Annotated in this window: 15 protein-coding genes; 7 read left to right on the top strand and 8 right to left on the bottom strand. The window is 58.1% G+C overall.

Features of this window, described 5'->3' with window-relative positions; translation table 11 throughout:
* Window positions 1-422: 422 nt before the first annotated feature.
* From B3527_RS13845 to B3527_RS13855, 3 genes are all read right to left on the bottom strand, one after another.
* A complete protein-coding gene (locus B3527_RS13845; RefSeq protein WP_290480254.1) occupies window positions 423-986 on the bottom strand; it encodes a Smr/MutS family protein in 564 nt (187 codons plus the stop codon).
* Between the two features lie 10 nt (window positions 987-996).
* On the bottom strand, window positions 997-2,220 hold the full coding sequence (locus tag B3527_RS13850) for a murein transglycosylase A (RefSeq protein ID WP_290480255.1): 1,224 nt from the start codon (window positions 2,218-2,220) through the stop codon (window positions 997-999).
* 70 nt (window positions 2,221-2,290) lie between these two features.
* Entirely contained in the window at window positions 2,291-2,902 is a 612-nt protein-coding gene (locus tag B3527_RS13855) for a Tim44/TimA family putative adaptor protein (protein WP_290480256.1), read from the bottom strand.
* 131 nt (window positions 2,903-3,033) lie between these two features.
* On the opposite strand from B3527_RS13855, the gene secB reads away from it, so the two are divergent.
* Entirely contained in the window at window positions 3,034-3,546 is a 513-nt protein-coding gene (secB, locus tag B3527_RS13860; protein WP_290480257.1) for a protein-export chaperone SecB, read from the top strand.
* Here the strand turns inward: secB and dnaQ are convergent, their stop codons facing one another.
* The 5 genes from dnaQ to B3527_RS13885 are packed head-to-tail and all read right to left on the bottom strand — an operon-like array spanning window position 3,547 to window position 7,100.
* Complete coding sequence (gene dnaQ, locus B3527_RS13865; protein ID WP_206991707.1) at window positions 3,547-4,248, bottom strand: DNA polymerase III subunit epsilon; 702 nt, start codon at window positions 4,246-4,248, stop codon at window positions 3,547-3,549. It abuts the gene before it with no gap.
* On the bottom strand, window positions 4,245-4,853 hold the full coding sequence (gene coaE, locus B3527_RS13870) for a dephospho-CoA kinase (RefSeq protein ID WP_206991708.1): 609 nt from the start codon (window positions 4,851-4,853) through the stop codon (window positions 4,245-4,247). The genes dnaQ and coaE overlap by 4 nt, the downstream gene beginning before the upstream one ends.
* Entirely contained in the window at window positions 4,850-5,665 is an 816-nt protein-coding gene (aroE, locus tag B3527_RS13875; RefSeq protein ID WP_290480258.1) for a shikimate dehydrogenase, read from the bottom strand. Before aroE ends, coaE begins: the two co-directional genes overlap by 4 nt.
* Window positions 5,662-6,258 (bottom strand): Maf family protein, encoded by a 597-nt coding sequence (locus B3527_RS13880; protein WP_206991710.1) that lies wholly within the window; start codon window positions 6,256-6,258, stop codon window positions 5,662-5,664. The genes aroE and B3527_RS13880 overlap by 4 nt, the downstream gene beginning before the upstream one ends.
* The gene (locus B3527_RS13885) at window positions 6,255-7,100 is read right to left on the bottom strand and encodes a pyruvate, water dikinase regulatory protein (RefSeq protein ID WP_206991711.1); all 846 of its coding nucleotides are present in this window, start codon (window positions 7,098-7,100) and stop codon (window positions 6,255-6,257) included. Before B3527_RS13885 ends, B3527_RS13880 begins: the two co-directional genes overlap by 4 nt.
* A gap of 348 nt (window positions 7,101-7,448) precedes the next feature.
* Between B3527_RS13885 and hemE the strand changes: the two genes are divergently transcribed.
* The 6 genes from hemE to mnmG all read left to right on the top strand — a co-directional run bounded on the left by hemE (window position 7,449) and on the right by mnmG (window position 14,725).
* Window positions 7,449-8,480 (top strand): uroporphyrinogen decarboxylase, encoded by a 1,032-nt coding sequence (gene hemE / locus B3527_RS13890; protein WP_290480259.1) that lies wholly within the window; start codon window positions 7,449-7,451, stop codon window positions 8,478-8,480.
* 6 nt (window positions 8,481-8,486) lie between these two features.
* Window positions 8,487-9,569: a ferrochelatase gene (hemH, locus tag B3527_RS13895; RefSeq protein WP_290480260.1), complete on the top strand. Its 1,083-nt coding sequence runs from the start codon at window positions 8,487-8,489 to the stop codon at window positions 9,567-9,569.
* On the top strand, window positions 9,569-9,997 hold the full coding sequence (locus B3527_RS13900) for a CopD family protein (protein WP_290480261.1): 429 nt from the start codon (window positions 9,569-9,571) through the stop codon (window positions 9,995-9,997). Before hemH ends, B3527_RS13900 begins: the two co-directional genes overlap by 1 nt.
* A 154-nt stretch (window positions 9,998-10,151) precedes the next feature.
* Window positions 10,152-11,441, top strand: a complete 1,290-nt coding sequence (gene rho, locus B3527_RS13905; RefSeq protein WP_369794153.1) for a transcription termination factor Rho — start codon at window positions 10,152-10,154, stop codon at window positions 11,439-11,441.
* A gap of 16 nt (window positions 11,442-11,457) precedes the next feature.
* The gene (gene mnmE / locus B3527_RS13910) at window positions 11,458-12,792 is read left to right on the top strand and encodes a tRNA uridine-5-carboxymethylaminomethyl(34) synthesis GTPase MnmE (RefSeq protein WP_290480262.1); all 1,335 of its coding nucleotides are present in this window, start codon (window positions 11,458-11,460) and stop codon (window positions 12,790-12,792) included.
* A 67-nt stretch (window positions 12,793-12,859) separates the two neighbouring features.
* On the top strand, window positions 12,860-14,725 hold the full coding sequence (gene mnmG, locus B3527_RS13915) for a tRNA uridine-5-carboxymethylaminomethyl(34) synthesis enzyme MnmG (protein ID WP_290480263.1): 1,866 nt from the start codon (window positions 12,860-12,862) through the stop codon (window positions 14,723-14,725).
* Window position 14,726: the final 1 nt, after the last annotated feature.

The following is a 14,726-nucleotide window of genomic DNA, read 5'->3' on the forward strand; positions in this document are numbered from 1 at the left end:
GCGCGGCGGGCGGTAACGCTCCATTCCGTAGCCATCTACAAACTCAAGGCGGAGCGCCACGGCGCCCGCCGCGCCTCGGCTTCGCCTGGCGGAGCTGGAAGATGGATACCCGGATGGCGAGCGCCAGTCCGGCTTTGGGTGCTGAAACGAGAATCCACTCGGAGGAGACCTGTCGATGCCAAGACGTAAAGCCCGCCACCGCAACACGTTCCGTCGGAAATTCCAGCCGACCTATAATTTGCAAAGTCACCGGACCATCGTGAAGTATCTGCGGCGCATCACGAAAGACCGGGACTATCTGCACGCTGACGTGGATGCCTTCGAACAACGTCCTTTGGACAATCTCTATGGCCCCATACAGATCATGCACGCCCTCAGCCCTGAAGTGCTGGCAGCGCAAGAGGCGGAAACCATGCGGAGGCTCAACGCCCTGTCCGAGGAGTTCCGGGCACGCCGGCCCGCCGGAGAAACAGGTAAAACGCCCCCGAGCCCCCATGACGCGCATGCGCCTCTGAATAGCCCGACACAAGATGACTGGCCGACGGTCCCTGAACCCAATCCAGGAAATTCCGACGCAGAACCCCCTCGCCCCCGCGCCCTTTACCTGTAATCACCAACACACAGCGTGCGCCCTCGGCCCGGCTGCGCTGCAGGAAACTTCCCAGCATCGCTTCGGCAGACGCCTGAGTATGGCCGTGCAGGTCGATCTTTCCGGCAAGTTCCAGCCGCCCGCGTTTGACGCGTTTCTCGCCTTTTCGGTCGGCAGCCCGCGCCGTGACCTTGGATTTCTCGGGGGCCCGGCCCGCCGCAGCGATCAATCCGGCAGCGGAAGACTTGCGGGCGCGGTTTGGCGATACCGGCTCGCCGGCTTCCAGTGCGCGCTCGAACTCTTCAAGATTGTCTTTTGCCGGGCCTATCGGCTTGATCGTGCTGGCCACGCGCGACCATGCACGGGATTCTTCCGGGGTCAGGCGGCGTTTCGTCATGACCGCACTCTTACGGCGCGCCCGCATGGAACCCAAGCGTTGCCATGTCAGACGTGTGGATTCGCGCTGCCACGCCTTTGGGCAGGAACACCCACAACCGGCCCGGCGCATTCATCGTGCCGGCGCGCTCGCCCGCCTCCGGGCCCGTGCCGAAATAGAGGTCGCCGCGCACTGCGCCCTTGATCGCGCCGCCCGTATCCTGCGCAACCAGCATGCCTGCCCAGTCTCCGCCAAGGCCCGGCGCGGTTGTCTGCACATACATCGGCACGCCCAGCGGATGGATATCGGTATCCACAGCCATCGACGACAAAGGCGTCAGCGGCACGGCTTGCGCCCCTTCCGGTCCGAGCGCCGCATCCCCTTCCGGCAGGGCGCGGAAGAACACGAAGCGCGGATTCTGGTTCATTGCCATACGTGTCTCAACCGGCCCGGCCCGGTCCATCCAGGCACGTATGCCCTGCATGCTGGCCTCGCCCGCCGTGATCCGGCCGGTTTCCATCAGCCAGTTGGCTGTCGACCGGAACGGGTGGCCATTATGCGCCGCATAGGCTGCGCGCACGGTACGCCCGTCAGGGAACTGCAACCGGCCCGAGCCCTGAATCTGCAGGAAGAACACATCGGCCGGGTGGGCATAGGCAATCGCGCTGACGCCCGACGTCGTGATTTCAGCGCGGGAAGGATACGGCCTCAGCGCGCCATTGCGCAGGCGCTGTTTTGGACTTGCGCCATTCGGCACGAGATCGGCGGGCAGCGCAGGCACAGGCTCGGTAAAGGGCGGCGTCGGCGTGTAGCGCGCCTCGTAAAGCGGCTCGAAATAGCCCGTGAAACGGCTCTTGCCGGACGGATCGGAAATTTCGACCGGGGTAAACAGGGATTCCAGGATGCGCCTTGCACTCTCATCATCCTGCGCATCATTCACCGCATCACAGGCAGGCAGCCACTCGGCAACGTATCCGGCCCAGGGGGCGACATTGGCCATGAAGTCCCCGGCCGACCGGTCCTGCAGCTTCACGCACGACCGTTTGAACGCACTCAGCGGCAATTCGATGGGTGCCACATCCCAGTTCGGCAACTCCCGGAAGCTCGCCGGACGCTCAATCGCAGCTGGCGGCAACGGGCCAACATCCACAGGCCGGGTCGGCGACGGCTTGGGCGACGGAGCCGGCGGTGGCGGCGCAGACTGGCACGAGGCCAGAACAAGCGCGCTGGCAAACAGAAGGATACGGCGAAGCATGGCGCCATTTATGGAATGCTTTCGGGCGGGCTGTCACGCCCCGGATGCGCGCTTTGTGGTGGAAGACTGCCTATTTGGCTTCTTCGACATCATCGAGGATCCAATTGGGATCGTTTGCGGTCACATCATGCATGTAAGCCCACAGCTCACGCGCCGTGCGGGTCGTCTCACCATCGCCCAGTTCGGCTTCATAGCGCACCCAGATGCGCGCCATATTACCGTCCATCTCAGCGCTTTCGATTTCGGCTCGACGAATGCGCAGGAGGTCAAACGCCGAGGCGCCGGTCTTTTCGCGTTCCGCAATCGCGTGGTCCCAGGCCTCATAGACGTCATCATCCAGCAGAGGCCGCAGCGTATCTCGGTCACCTGCCGCAAAAGCGGTCACGATCATCGTGTAGGCCGCCTTCGCGCCACGCATGAACGTTGCCTCATTGAAGCTGTTGTCAGCATTGTAGATGTCTTCCAACCCGCCTGCTGCCGGGCCGGTAAAGATCGGACGGTCATTGTCGGCATTGGGCAATGGCAAGTCATTTGCGCCAGGATCAACCTGGCGTGGCTTGGCCGGCTGAGTGCGTTGCACAGGAGAATTGTCCTCACCGCGTCCGAGCACCGTATAGAGGCGGAACAGGACAAACAGCGCGATGGCCGCAAGGATCACAACTTGGATCACAGGATCAAACATGGACGCGTAACTTCCTCCGATGGATTGCGTAACACCATAAATAGGGCGAACAGCCCAATGATGCCAGTGATACGTTGCGCCTTAGGGGGCCACATGCTAGGCGCGCGGCTTCAGATTCAGGGAGGATCAGCATGACAGATGCCAGCGCACCGCAAAACCCCCAACCGCAGGGCACGCCGCCTCAGGCGCCCGCCATGCGCGTTCTTGGACAGTATATCAAGGACCTGTCATTCGAGAATCCCGGCGTCGGCCCGGTGCAAGCCCAGCCGAATATAGACCTCGGCATTGATGTCGGCGCGACCCCGCACGCCGACGGCAATGGCCTTTACGAAGTCTCGCTGAAGCTCTCTGCCAAGGCGACCGCTGAACAGGCTGTCCTGTTCATTTGCGAACTCGATTATGCCGGCCTCTTCCAGATCCAGAACGCCCAACAGGGCCAGATGGAACCGATGCTGCTGATCGAGTGCCCACGCCTGCTCTTCCCATTCGCGCGGCGCATCATTGCTGAAATCACCCGCGAAGGTGGTTTCCCACCGCTCCTGATCGATCCGGTCGACTTTGTGCAACTCTACCAGTCGCAATACCAGCGGGCCGCAGCCGAAGGCGGTCAGACGCCGCCTGCTGCGCCGACCGGCCAGGCCTGATCAGCCAAACTTTTTCCAGATTGAGTCTTCGCCCAGACTGTCGACAAAGGCAGAATGGGCGGCGCGCTCGTCGTCGGAAATCAAAGATTCCAGTGGCACTGGCCGTTGCCGGGCGGAACGTTTGCGCTCACCGCGGGTGAGTTCTTCTTCGCTCTCGAACGTGAAGGCATGCGCCCGCCCGCCAAGCAGCTCCAGATAGACACTGGCCAGCAATTGGCTATCCAACAGCGCGCCATGAAAGGTCCGGCTTTCCAGCGAGATTTCAAACCGGCGACATAGCGCATCCAGATTTGCCGGCGCGCCCGGATACTTTTTCCTGGCCATCTGCGCCGTATCGATCCAGCGAGGTTCAGGGATTGGTGGACGTCCGCATTTTTCCAGTTCCATGTTCAGGAAGTTCCGGTCAAATCCGGCATTGTGCGCCACTAGCGTGGCGTCGCCCAAGAATTCAAGGAACGCGTCTACAACCGACGGATGCTCAAAGAATGGGGCATCTCTCAGATCGTCATCCGTGATGCCTGTAATGCGCACCGTATCCTCTGATACAGAACGTTTTGGATTGATCAGGGTCCGGAACGTGCGACCTGTCGGGATGTGATTGATCATCTCGACTGCCCCGATCTCGATCACCCTGTCCCCTTCAAGGTGGTGCAAGCCGGTCGTCTCAGTATCGAATGCCAGTTCGCGAATGTCTTCACTCATGAATTTGCCTCTTCAACCAAACGATTCATCAGGGATACTATGGCGCGAACACAATCGGCAGCAAATTCGAAACCATGCGCTGTGGAGATGATGAAATCCGCCTTTGCACGCTTTTCTGCATCGGGCATCTGACGTGCCAGGATGGACTCGAATGTTTCCTCCGTCATGCCCGGTCGCGACAATACCCGTTCGCGCTGGACTTCCGCAGGCGCAGTCACCACCGCAACATAGTCGCAATACGCATAGCCGCCAGCCTCATACAGAAGAGGAATATCCAGCACGACGAAACGTGCGCCATCCTCGCGCGCCTTGTCCCGAAATTGCTTCTGGGCATCACCAGCAAGGGGGTGCACAATGGCCTCAAGCTTCCGCATCGCCTCGGCATCATCCAGCACATGTGTGCGCAAAGCCATCCGGTCGATCGCACCGTCGACCATCACCCCCGGAAAAGCCGCCTCGACCGGTGCAACGGCAGCCCCACCCTTGGCATAAAGTGCGTGAACAGCCGCGTCGGCATCGTAGACCGGAACACCCTCCTCGCGAAACAAATCCGCTGTTGCAGACTTACCCATGCCGATGGATCCTGTCAGCCCAAGGACGATCATGTGGTTGCCTCCACCAGTTTATGACAGCGAGCCATCGCAGACTCCATATCCGGCAGAACTCCGAACCAGAGTTCGAAACTGAATGCCGCTTGCGCGACCAGCATGCTCAGCCCATCCATTGGCTTCCACCCGGCCGTATCCGCCTGCGCCAATATCGCCTTGGCAGGCTTGCCATAAGAAATATCGTAAAACGTCCGAAGCTTACCTTCCGGTAGGTCAAGAGACTGGCCCGTCTGGCCAAGACTCAGCGTGTTGATCACCACGTCTGCCTTGCCCATCTCTGCTTCGGCATGCTCCAAGTCTCGGATATCAGCATCAATGTTCAAATGTTTCACAAGATCCTCTGCGCGGGATCGCGTTCGATTACAGATCGTCAGAGTTGCCCGCATGTCTGATAGTGCCAGCGCAACCGCTCGAGCGGCCCCCCCTGCTCCCAGCAGGCAGACATTCTGATCAGCTATTTCAATGTTCGCCTGGGCGAGGGATTCAGTAAAACCAGGGGCATCTGTGTTCTCCGCTAGCCAGCCACCAGACTTCAGCCGAACCAGAGTGTTCGCTGCTCCAATGCGGCGCGCAACGTCGCTTGTGCCTTCTGCCCGCGCTATGGCATCTTCCTTGTGAGGAGAGGTCACGTTCAGACCCATCGCCATCCGTTCTTCCAGAGACGACAGGCCATCCACAAACCCACCCTTCGGAATATGCATCGCCTCATAGGTCGCATCGATACCGTGCTCGCGTATCCACGCATTATGAATCACAGGTGACAGGGAATGACTGACTGGGTCGCCGACGACCCCATAGAGTTTGGTCATGACAACAACACTCCACGTGTCCGCAAATAGTCCAGCAACGGAAGAAGAGGCAATCCCAGGATTGAGAAGTAATCACCGTCGATCCGTGTGAACAATTGCGCGCCAAGCCCTTCAAGCTGGTAGGCACCGACCGTCGACAAGAGCGGTTCTCCGACCGCTTCAACATAGGTGTCGATGAAGGCATCACTCAGTGGGCGAACAGTCAATTTCGGCCTCGCCAGATAACGCCAGACAGGTTTCCCTTCTTCGCTGATAACAATCGCCGTTTCCAATGTGTGCGCCTTGCCGGACAGCTTCACCAGATGGTTCCGGGCATCGGCAAGGTCAACCGGCTTGTCGAACGCCTCTCCATCGAGTGAGAGCATCTGGTCACAACCGATCACCAGGCCCGGTTCGCGCATCGAAATCTTCACCGATTTCAGTTCGGCAAGTTGCATCGCCTGGTCGCGCACTTTCATGTCGCTCGCGCGGAAAGAGGCTTTGGCTGCGTCTTCGTCCACATTCGGCTTGATCGTGTCTGCCTCGATGCCGGCAGCGGTCAGCACGGCTCGCCGACTTTGACTGCCGGATGCTAGAATGATGCGCTGGCTCATAGTTGGGCGTTCCGCTCATTCAGCAAGTTCAGGATAGCGGCAGCAGTTTCCTCGACAGACCGGCGGGACACATCGATTGTCTTCCACTTGTTGCGCTGGAACAGGCGGTTGGCTTGGGTCACCTCATCACGCACGGCCGCTTCATCCGCATAGATTGTGTGTTCGTCTTCCTGCAGGGAAATCAATCTCTGGCGCCGAATCTGGACGAGCCGCTCAGCGCTGATTTTCAGACCGACGATCAGTGGGCCTTTCGGACCAAGTTCTTCCACGAATCCTGGAAGCGGAACACCGGGAACCAGCGGAATATTACCAGCCTTTACCTTGCGGTTCGCAAGATAGACACTGGTCGGCGTCTTGGACGTACGACTGACACCAAGCAGGATCACATCAGCATTCCGTAGCCCATCGACATTCTGGCCATCATCATGCGCGAGCGTGAAATTGATCGCTTCCATCCGCTCGAAATAGTCATCATCCAATGCGTGCTGTCCCGCGACGATCCGATTCGCCGACACACCGAGATGTCGGCCCAGCATGGCAACGGAGGCATCCAGTACGGGCAAAGTGGATACGCCCTTTTCGCGACAAAACGCTTCGAGTTTTGATCGCAGTGTCTCGTCGGAGATTGTGTACCAGACCACACCCGGTGCAGCTTCGATCTCCCTCATCACGCGCTCTAGCTGGCGTTCTGAGCGGACCAGATAATAGTTGTGCTCGAGGGGCTGAACATTCTTGAACTGCGCACAGGCAGCGCGCTGGATGGCATTCAGGGTTTCACCGGTACTGTCAGAGACCAGGTGAACATTGAAGTATATGCTTAGGCGGGCGAGTGGCTTGTTCATGGCCCCTGTGTTGCCGAGGTTGGCAAAACACACAAGACCTGTGAGTCCTCTGTGGATAGAGGATCTTCCCCAAATGGATTCACAATCGAGTCACAGCCTGCGAATTCGACTCCGGCAGAATCCCCTTTCGTTCGCACCTGTGACTCCAACTGGGGTGTTAACCCATCGTTAACCTCGGTAAAATCGACAGTTAACGAAACCTTACCGGGGTGCGACACCCTGTGACTCGCCTGTGGATTTAGCTGGACAATTCCTGTGTGTGGCCTTTCTCCACGAATTACACGGTCTAATAGTTATAAGCGCCCTGACGGGCTTTGTTTGATTTTGGGATGGAAGGGGGCCTGAGGCATGAATACCAAGCCTAAGCTGATTCAGGTACTTGAGGGACAGGTGGTCTCCCCGCCTCCGGTATGGATGATGCGACAGGCTGGTCGTCACCTTCCTGAGTATCTCGAGCTGAGGGCGCGCGCGAAGAACTTTCTCGATTTCTGCTACACGCCTTCAATGGCAGCGGAAGCGACGCTTCAGCCAGTACGTCGTTATGGCATGGATGCCGCCATCCTGTTTGCTGACATTTTGCTGATCCTCGACACGATGGGTCTGAGTGTGCGGTTCGAAAAAGGTGTTGGACCTATTGTTCAGCAAATCGATACAGCAGCTGATTTGGCAAAAGTCACACCCCAGAAAGCGGCTGATCGATTGTCTCCGGTTTATGAGACGGTTGCTCGTGTGAAAGCTGCCTTGCCCGACGACACAGCCCTGATTGGTTTTGCCGGATCACCCTGGACGGTCGGGCTCTACGCTATCGAAGGTCGCGGCAAGACAGACAAGTCGCTCGCCTGGCGATGGGCACATGGCAAGCCAGACGAATTGGCGAACGTGTTGGATCTCATCAGCGAAGCAACAGCGCACTATATGGCCGCGCAGGTGGAAGCCGGCGCGGATGCATTGATGTTGTTCGACAGCTGGGCCGAGGGTCTGCCCAATAACATCTTCCGGGAAGTCATCATTGCGCCTACGAAAAAACTGGTCGCACGACTGAGGGAAATGGGTGTCACGGTTCCCATCATCGGATTTCCGCGCGGCGCGTCTGCCATGCTGCCGGAATATGTTCAGGAGACGGGTATCACGGCCGTCGGTCTCGATACGGCAGCAGTGCCAGCCTTTGTGAACGCCGCCCTGCCCGCCGGATTTCCGGTACAGGGACATCTTGACCCACTCCTGCTGATTGAAGGGGGTCAGCGACTCGACGATCGGGTGCGCGAGCTTATCTCTGCCTATGAAGGTCGGCCGCATGTCTTCAACCTTGGACACGGAATCCGGCCGGAAACCCCGATCGCGCATGTTGAGCGCGTGCTGGAAATCATTCGGAAGGGCTAGGAAATTATGGGCCGAAAGATCGCCGTAGTTCTGTTCAATCTGGGAGGACCGGATTCGGACAAGACCGTGAAACCCTTTTTGAAAAACCTGTTCCGAGATCCAGCCATTATTGGTGCGCCGTTGCCCATTCGCTGGTTTCTCGCTCGGCTGATCTCCACGACCCGTGCGCCATCAGTGATCAAGAATTACGCCATGATGGATGCTGGCGGTGGGTCACCGCTTTTGCCTGAGACTCAAAAACAGGCGCATGCGCTTACGGCATCGCTGCAGGAAAAATTGCCTGAGGATGAGGTCAGGTGTTTTATTGCGATGCGCTATTGGCACCCTTTCACCGAAGAAGCCGCGACTGATGTAAAAGCCTGGGGCGCAGACGAAGTCGTCTTGTTGCCGCTCTATCCGCAGTTTTCCACAACGACGACAGGCTCGTCCCTCACGGCCTGGAACAAGGCTTACAAGGGTGTCGCCAAGACAATCTGCTGCTATCCCTTTGCCGAAGGCCTGATCTCCTCGCATGTCGACCTGATCATGAAGGCACACAAAGCTGCGGGTGAACCCGGCAATGTTCGTCTTCTCCTGTCAGCGCACGGTTTGCCGGAAAAAATCGTGAAGGATGGAGATCCCTACCAGTGGCAGTGCGAGGCCATGGCAGAGATGATCGCCGGGCGGGTGCCGACCGACTGGGAGATTGTGCCATGCTACCAGTCGCGCGTGGGACCGCTGAAATGGATTGGCCCGCCGACCGAGGACGAAATCGAAAAAGCGGCCAAGGAAGGCAAGAACATCCTGATTGCACCCATTGCCTTTGTCTCCGAGCATATCGAGACACTGGTGGAACTTGGCGAAGAGTACCGACTTGTGGCTGAAGAGCACGGCGCCGCGAGCTATACCCGCGTGGAAGCGCTGGGCGTGCATGAGGAGTTTATCTCCATGCTGCGCGATGAAGTGCTGAAGACAATGGGACAAGACTTGCCGATCCGATCATGCGCAGACTCCCGGCTTTGCCCTGGCGACTGGAAGAATTGCCCGAACCGCACAGCCCATCCGAAAGTCGGCCAACGCGCCAATCCCGTTCGCAAGGACGTCGCCTGATGCTGTATCTCTGGGTGAAGGCAGCGCATGTTGTGTTCGTGATTGCGCTGATGGGCGGCTTGCTCGTTTATCCCCGCTACAAAATTCATCAACTTTCCAGCCAGCCGGGCGAGCCTCTTTTCGAGACGATGAAAGAAGCATCGAACAAGTTGCGCATGATCATCTTGAATCCCAGCCTTATCCTCGTCTGGGTGCTTGGCGTTGCCATGCTTGTTATGAATCAAAGCTTGCTGAGCATGCCTTGGATGCATGTAAAACTCCTGCTCGTGCTGATCCTGTCCGGTCTGCACGGTTATTTCATCGGTGTCGGAAAGAAGATTGACCGAGGAGGCGACGGGATTCCCGCCAAGCGCCTACGGATGTTGAATGAAGTGCCCTTCCTGCTGATGATCGGCGTCGTTATCATGGTGATCGTCAGGCCGTTTTAGGCAGGCTCCGTGCCCAACCCCTTGACGATTTGACCATTCTGGCCCCATAAGCGGCAAAACCGCTGCGCAGTCCTTGCGCGGGCGAAGAACTCCCAATTTACCAAAATCCGGTTGCCGACACACATGACGGCGGCCCCTCATCCGGAATTCATCCATGGCCTCTTCCATGCTCGACGACATCACCAGTGTAAAACTCAGCGATCTCAAGGCAAAATCGCCAGAGGAATTGCTCTCCTATGCTGAAGAGCTGGAGGTCGAGAATGCCTCGTCCATGCGGACACAGGACATGCTGTTCGCAATCCTCAAGGAATTGGCGGATAGCGAAGTAGAAATCACGGGCCAGGGCGTGCTGGAAGTTCTGACTGATGGCTTCGGCTTCCTGCGCTCACCGGAATCCAACTATTTGCCCGGACCAGACGATATCTATGTCAGTCCGGAAGTTCTGAAGAAGGGTAACATCCGGACTGGTGATACTGTCGAAGGGCCGATCGTCGCGCCGCAGGACAATGAACGCTACTTCGCGCTGACGGATGTTTCGCGCATCAATTTCGAGGAACCGGACAAGGCCAACAAGAAGGTTCACTTCGACAACCTCACTCCGCTTTATCCCGAAGAGCGTCTGCGCATGGAAAGCCAGGATCCAACTCGCAAGGATCGTTCAGGACGTGTCATCGACATTGTCGCGCCCATCGGTAAGGGTCAGCGCGCGCTGATCGTTGCGCCTCCGCGGACCGGTAAGACGGTGTTGCTCCAGAACATCGCCTCCGCCATCGAGGAAAACCATCCTGAATGCTATTTGATCGTCTTGTTGATCGATGAGCGTCCCGAAGAAGTTACTGACATGCGACGTACGGTGAAGGGCGAAGTCGTGGCTTCGACATTTGATGAGCCGTCCACACGTCACGTCCAGGTCGCCGAAATGGTAATCGAAAAAGCCAAGCGCCTCGTTGAGCACAAGCGTGACGTCGTCATCCTGCTCGATTCGATCACGCGTCTTGGCCGTGCTTACAACACGACCGTTCCAAGCTCTGGTAAAGTGTTGACCGGTGGTGTGGATGCCAACGCGTTGCAGCGCCCCAAACGTTTCTTCGGTGCGGCGCGGAATGTCGAGAATGGTGGCTCGCTGACCATTGTTGCCACTGCCCTGATCGATACCGGTAGCCGCATGGATGAAGTAATCTTCGAGGAATTCAAAGGTACGGGTAACTCCGAAGTCGTGCTGGATCGCAAGATCGCCGACAAGCGGACCTTCCCGGCCATCGACATCATGAAATCTGGCACGCGAAAAGAAGAACTGATCACGCCAGCTGCCCAGCTGTCCAAGATCTACATTCTGCGTCGCATCCTTGGCCCAATGGGCACGAATGATGCAATTGACTTCCTTCTGGATAAATTGCGCCAGACGAAGAACAATGATGAGTTCTTCGAAGCCATGAAGAACTAGCGGAGCGAGCCTGGCCATGAGCGAGCGCGACACGATCTGCGCCCTCGCCTCGGGCCAGCCCCCAGCAGCTATCTGTATTATCCGGTTATCAGGAGACCGGATCTGGAAACTGGCAGGTGCCCTGCTCGATTGCGGCCTGCCGGAACCCCGTCATGCTACTCTGACGAAATTTCGCGACGAGGATGGAAATCTCATTGATGAGGGACTCGTCGTCTTCATGCCCGGGCCGCATTCCTATACCGGTGAAGATACGCTGGAGCTTTACCTGCATGGCGGTCCAGCCGTCATAACCCATGCAATCAGTACACTGACGAGTGAGCCTGGAGTGCGCTTGGCTGAGCCGGGTGAGTTCACGCGACGCGCCTTTGAAGCGGGCAAGATCGATTTGACCGAGGCCGAAGGCGTCGCTGACATTATCGAAGCAGAGACCAATGCACAGAAAGCCCAGGCTCTTCGGCAACTGACGGGCGGTCTGACCGAGCAGTACGACCAATGGCGGGCTGACCTGACGGGCATACTTGCCTTGATTGAAGTGGTTGTGGACTTTCCGGACGAAGAAGATGCACCCGAGGAAACCACGGCACCGGTCATCCGGAAGCTGACCCGATTGATTCACGAAATCGAGGAAGCGCTTGGCGACCGGGGGATCGGAGAGAAGATCCGGGATGGATTTCGCATCGCCATTATCGGCGCGCCGAATGCGGGCAAGTCGACCTTGCTCAACCGCCTTGCCGGACGCGACGCGGCGATTGTGACATCAACCCCAGGCACAACCCGCGATGTGATTGAAGTACGGCGCGTGATGGGCGGACAGGTAGTCTGGCTATCCGACACGGCCGGTTTGCGTGAGACCCAAGATGAGATTGAAGCCGAGGGCGTTCGGCGGGCAGAACGCGTGGCTGCTGAGGCCGACTTGCGCCTGTTTATGGTTGACGGGGGCGCACCTGAGCTGGGTGTGTTGAACTCGTTGTTCCGCCAAACGACAGATATAGTCGTGGTAAACAAGGCTGATACCGAGCTGGCCGCCGGGCTCCCAGAATACGACTACAAGATTTCCGCGAAAGATGGCGATGGCGTGCCCGAACTCGAAGCCGCACTGGCGGACTTCATTTCCAACAAGGCTGCATCTGTTGAAGCGCCGGTCATCACACGCGCCCGGCATCGCGCCCGATTGGTCGATGGACTCGCTTGCCTCATTGCTGCGCGGGATGCGCTGGAGCTTTGCACCGGTCCGGAACTCGCAGCGGAAGACGTGCGCCTGGCTATCCGGCATCTTGGAGCGGTTGTCGGCTCAGTCGGCGTAGAAGATGTGCTCGGTGCGGTGTTCTCCCAGTTCTGCATCGGCAAATGACCCCTAGGGTTTGAGGCAACGAGCCGCTATATAGCGGCTTTCTGAAATCCGGATCCGAAGTAGCGCCATGAGCGAGATGAAACAGTTTGATGTGATAGTGGTAGGCGGCGGTCATGCTGGCTGCGAAGCGGCCGCGGCCGCGGCGCGGACGGGCGCACGCACTGCTCTGGTCACACACAAGCGCGCAACCATCGGAGAGATGAGCTGTAATCCGGCAATTGGCGGCCTCGGCAAGGGTCACCTCGTGAGAGAGATCGATGCGCTGGACGGCCTCATGGGACGGCTGGCAGACAAGGCCGGTATCCAGTTCCGTATGCTCAACCGGTCCAAGGGTCCGGCTGTCTGGGGCCCCCGCTCCCAGATCGACCGAAAGCTTTACCGCGACGCCATGCAGGCGGAACTCGCGGACTATCCAAACCTGACCATCATTGAGGATGGCGCCGAAGACCTGATCGTGGAGGACAATCACGTCGCGGGCGTGATTGGTCTGAAGGGCGAGATCTATCGTGCGGCTTCTGTCGTGATCACGACAGGCACCTTCCTGAAAGGCATCATTCATATAGGTGCGAAACGTATCCCTGCCGGGCGTGTCGGTGAGGCCCCTGCGATTGGCCTGTCGGACCGGCTCTATGGGCTTGGTCTCCCGATGGGGCGTTTGAAGACTGGTACGCCGGCACGGCTGGATGGCCGGACGATCGCCTGGGATCGTCTTGAAATGCAGCCCGCCGATGAGCAGCCGATTCCGTTTTCGTATCTGACCGATGAGATTACGGTGCCGCAGGTCAAATGCGGCATTACATGGACGACGCCGGAAACCCACGCGATCATTGCCGAGAATATTGAGCAATCGGCCGTCTATTCCGGCGCGATTGCTGGCCGAGGTCCGCGTTATTGCCCGTCTATCGAGGACAAGGTTCACCGGTTCGCCGACAAGGATAGTCATCAGATCTTCCTGGAACCGGAAGCTCTCGACGATCACACCGTTTATCCAAATGGCATTTCGACATCGCTTCCAGAGGATATTCAGGAGCGTTTCCTTCGGACCATTCCCGGACTCGAGGATGCCAAGATCATCCAACATGCCTATGCAATCGAATACGATTACGTCGATCCACGTGCGCTTTCGTCCGCACTTGAGGTGCATGCGCTTCCAGGCCTGTATCTCGCCGGGCAGATCAATGGCACAACCGGATATGAAGAAGCCGGCGCGCAAGGTCTCGTTGCGGGCTTGAATGCGGCACGCGCCACGGGCGGAAAAGATCCGATTATCTTCGATCGCGCCGAAGCATATATTGGCGTCCTCATCGATGATCTCGTGACGCGCGGCGTGACGGAACCCTATCGGATGTTTACATCGCGCGCCGAATATCGGTTGGCACTACGCGCCGATAATGCCGACCAGCGTCTCACCGAAAAGGGTATTGCCGCCGGATGCGTCGGGTCAGACCGGGCAGACGTGTTTCACGTGAAACACCGAGCGCTTGAATCTGCCCGCCAACTTCTGAAGACATTGACCTTGTCGCCTGCAAAAGCGGCTCAAGCCGGATGGGCGGTCAATCAGGATGGCCGCGTCAGGACGGCATGGGAATATCTCTCCTACAAGGATATCGATCTCCATGCACTGTCCGCCATTTGGCCGGAAGTATCAGACATCTCCGAGGAGATCGGGACGCAGGTCGAGATTGAAGCCCTTTACTCTTCCTATTTGGAACGCCAGGCAGAAGATGTCGCTGCTTTGCGTCGCGATGAAGATCTGATGATCCCGGCAGATCTCGATTATTCGGGAATTGGCGGTCTCTCGAATGAGGTTCGCCAGAAACTGGAATCGGTCCGTCCTTCTACGTTGGGACAGGCCGGTCGTATTGAAGGCGTGACGCCCGGCGCTCTAACGGCCCTTTTGGGATATGTTAAGCGCCGGAAGAAAGCTGGTTAAC

The sequence above is a fragment of the Hyphomonas sp. UBA4505 genome, from assembly GCF_002388685.1.
GTDB lineage: Bacteria > Pseudomonadota > Alphaproteobacteria > Caulobacterales > Hyphomonadaceae > Hyphomonas.

Coding starts and splice junctions, on each gene's coding strand:
- B3527_RS13845 (WP_290480254.1), bottom strand. CDS start 986: ATGACGAAACGCCGCCTGACCCCGGAAGAATCCCGTGCATGGTCGCGC.
- B3527_RS13850 (WP_290480255.1), bottom strand. CDS start 2,220: ATGCTTCGCCGTATCCTTCTGTTTGCCAGCGCGCTTGTTCTGGCCTCG.
- B3527_RS13855 (WP_290480256.1), bottom strand. CDS start 2,902: ATGTTTGATCCTGTGATCCAAGTTGTGATCCTTGCGGCCATCGCGCTG.
- secB (WP_290480257.1), top strand. CDS start 3,034: ATGACAGATGCCAGCGCACCGCAAAACCCCCAACCGCAGGGCACGCCG.
- dnaQ (WP_206991707.1), bottom strand. CDS start 4,248: ATGAGTGAAGACATTCGCGAACTGGCATTCGATACTGAGACGACCGGC.
- coaE (WP_206991708.1), bottom strand. CDS start 4,853: ATGATCGTCCTTGGGCTGACAGGATCCATCGGCATGGGTAAGTCTGCA.
- aroE (WP_290480258.1), bottom strand. CDS start 5,665: ATGACCAAACTCTATGGGGTCGTCGGCGACCCAGTCAGTCATTCCCTG.
- B3527_RS13880 (WP_206991710.1), bottom strand. CDS start 6,258: ATGAGCCAGCGCATCATTCTAGCATCCGGCAGTCAAAGTCGGCGAGCC.
- B3527_RS13885 (WP_206991711.1), bottom strand. CDS start 7,100: ATGAACAAGCCACTCGCCCGCCTAAGCATATACTTCAATGTTCACCTG.
- hemE (WP_290480259.1), top strand. CDS start 7,449: ATGAATACCAAGCCTAAGCTGATTCAGGTACTTGAGGGACAGGTGGTC.
- hemH (WP_290480260.1), top strand. CDS start 8,487: ATGGGCCGAAAGATCGCCGTAGTTCTGTTCAATCTGGGAGGACCGGAT.
- B3527_RS13900 (WP_290480261.1), top strand. CDS start 9,569: ATGCTGTATCTCTGGGTGAAGGCAGCGCATGTTGTGTTCGTGATTGCG.
- rho (WP_369794153.1), top strand. CDS start 10,152: ATGGCCTCTTCCATGCTCGACGACATCACCAGTGTAAAACTCAGCGAT.
- mnmE (WP_290480262.1), top strand. CDS start 11,458: ATGAGCGAGCGCGACACGATCTGCGCCCTCGCCTCGGGCCAGCCCCCA.
- mnmG (WP_290480263.1), top strand. CDS start 12,860: ATGAGCGAGATGAAACAGTTTGATGTGATAGTGGTAGGCGGCGGTCAT.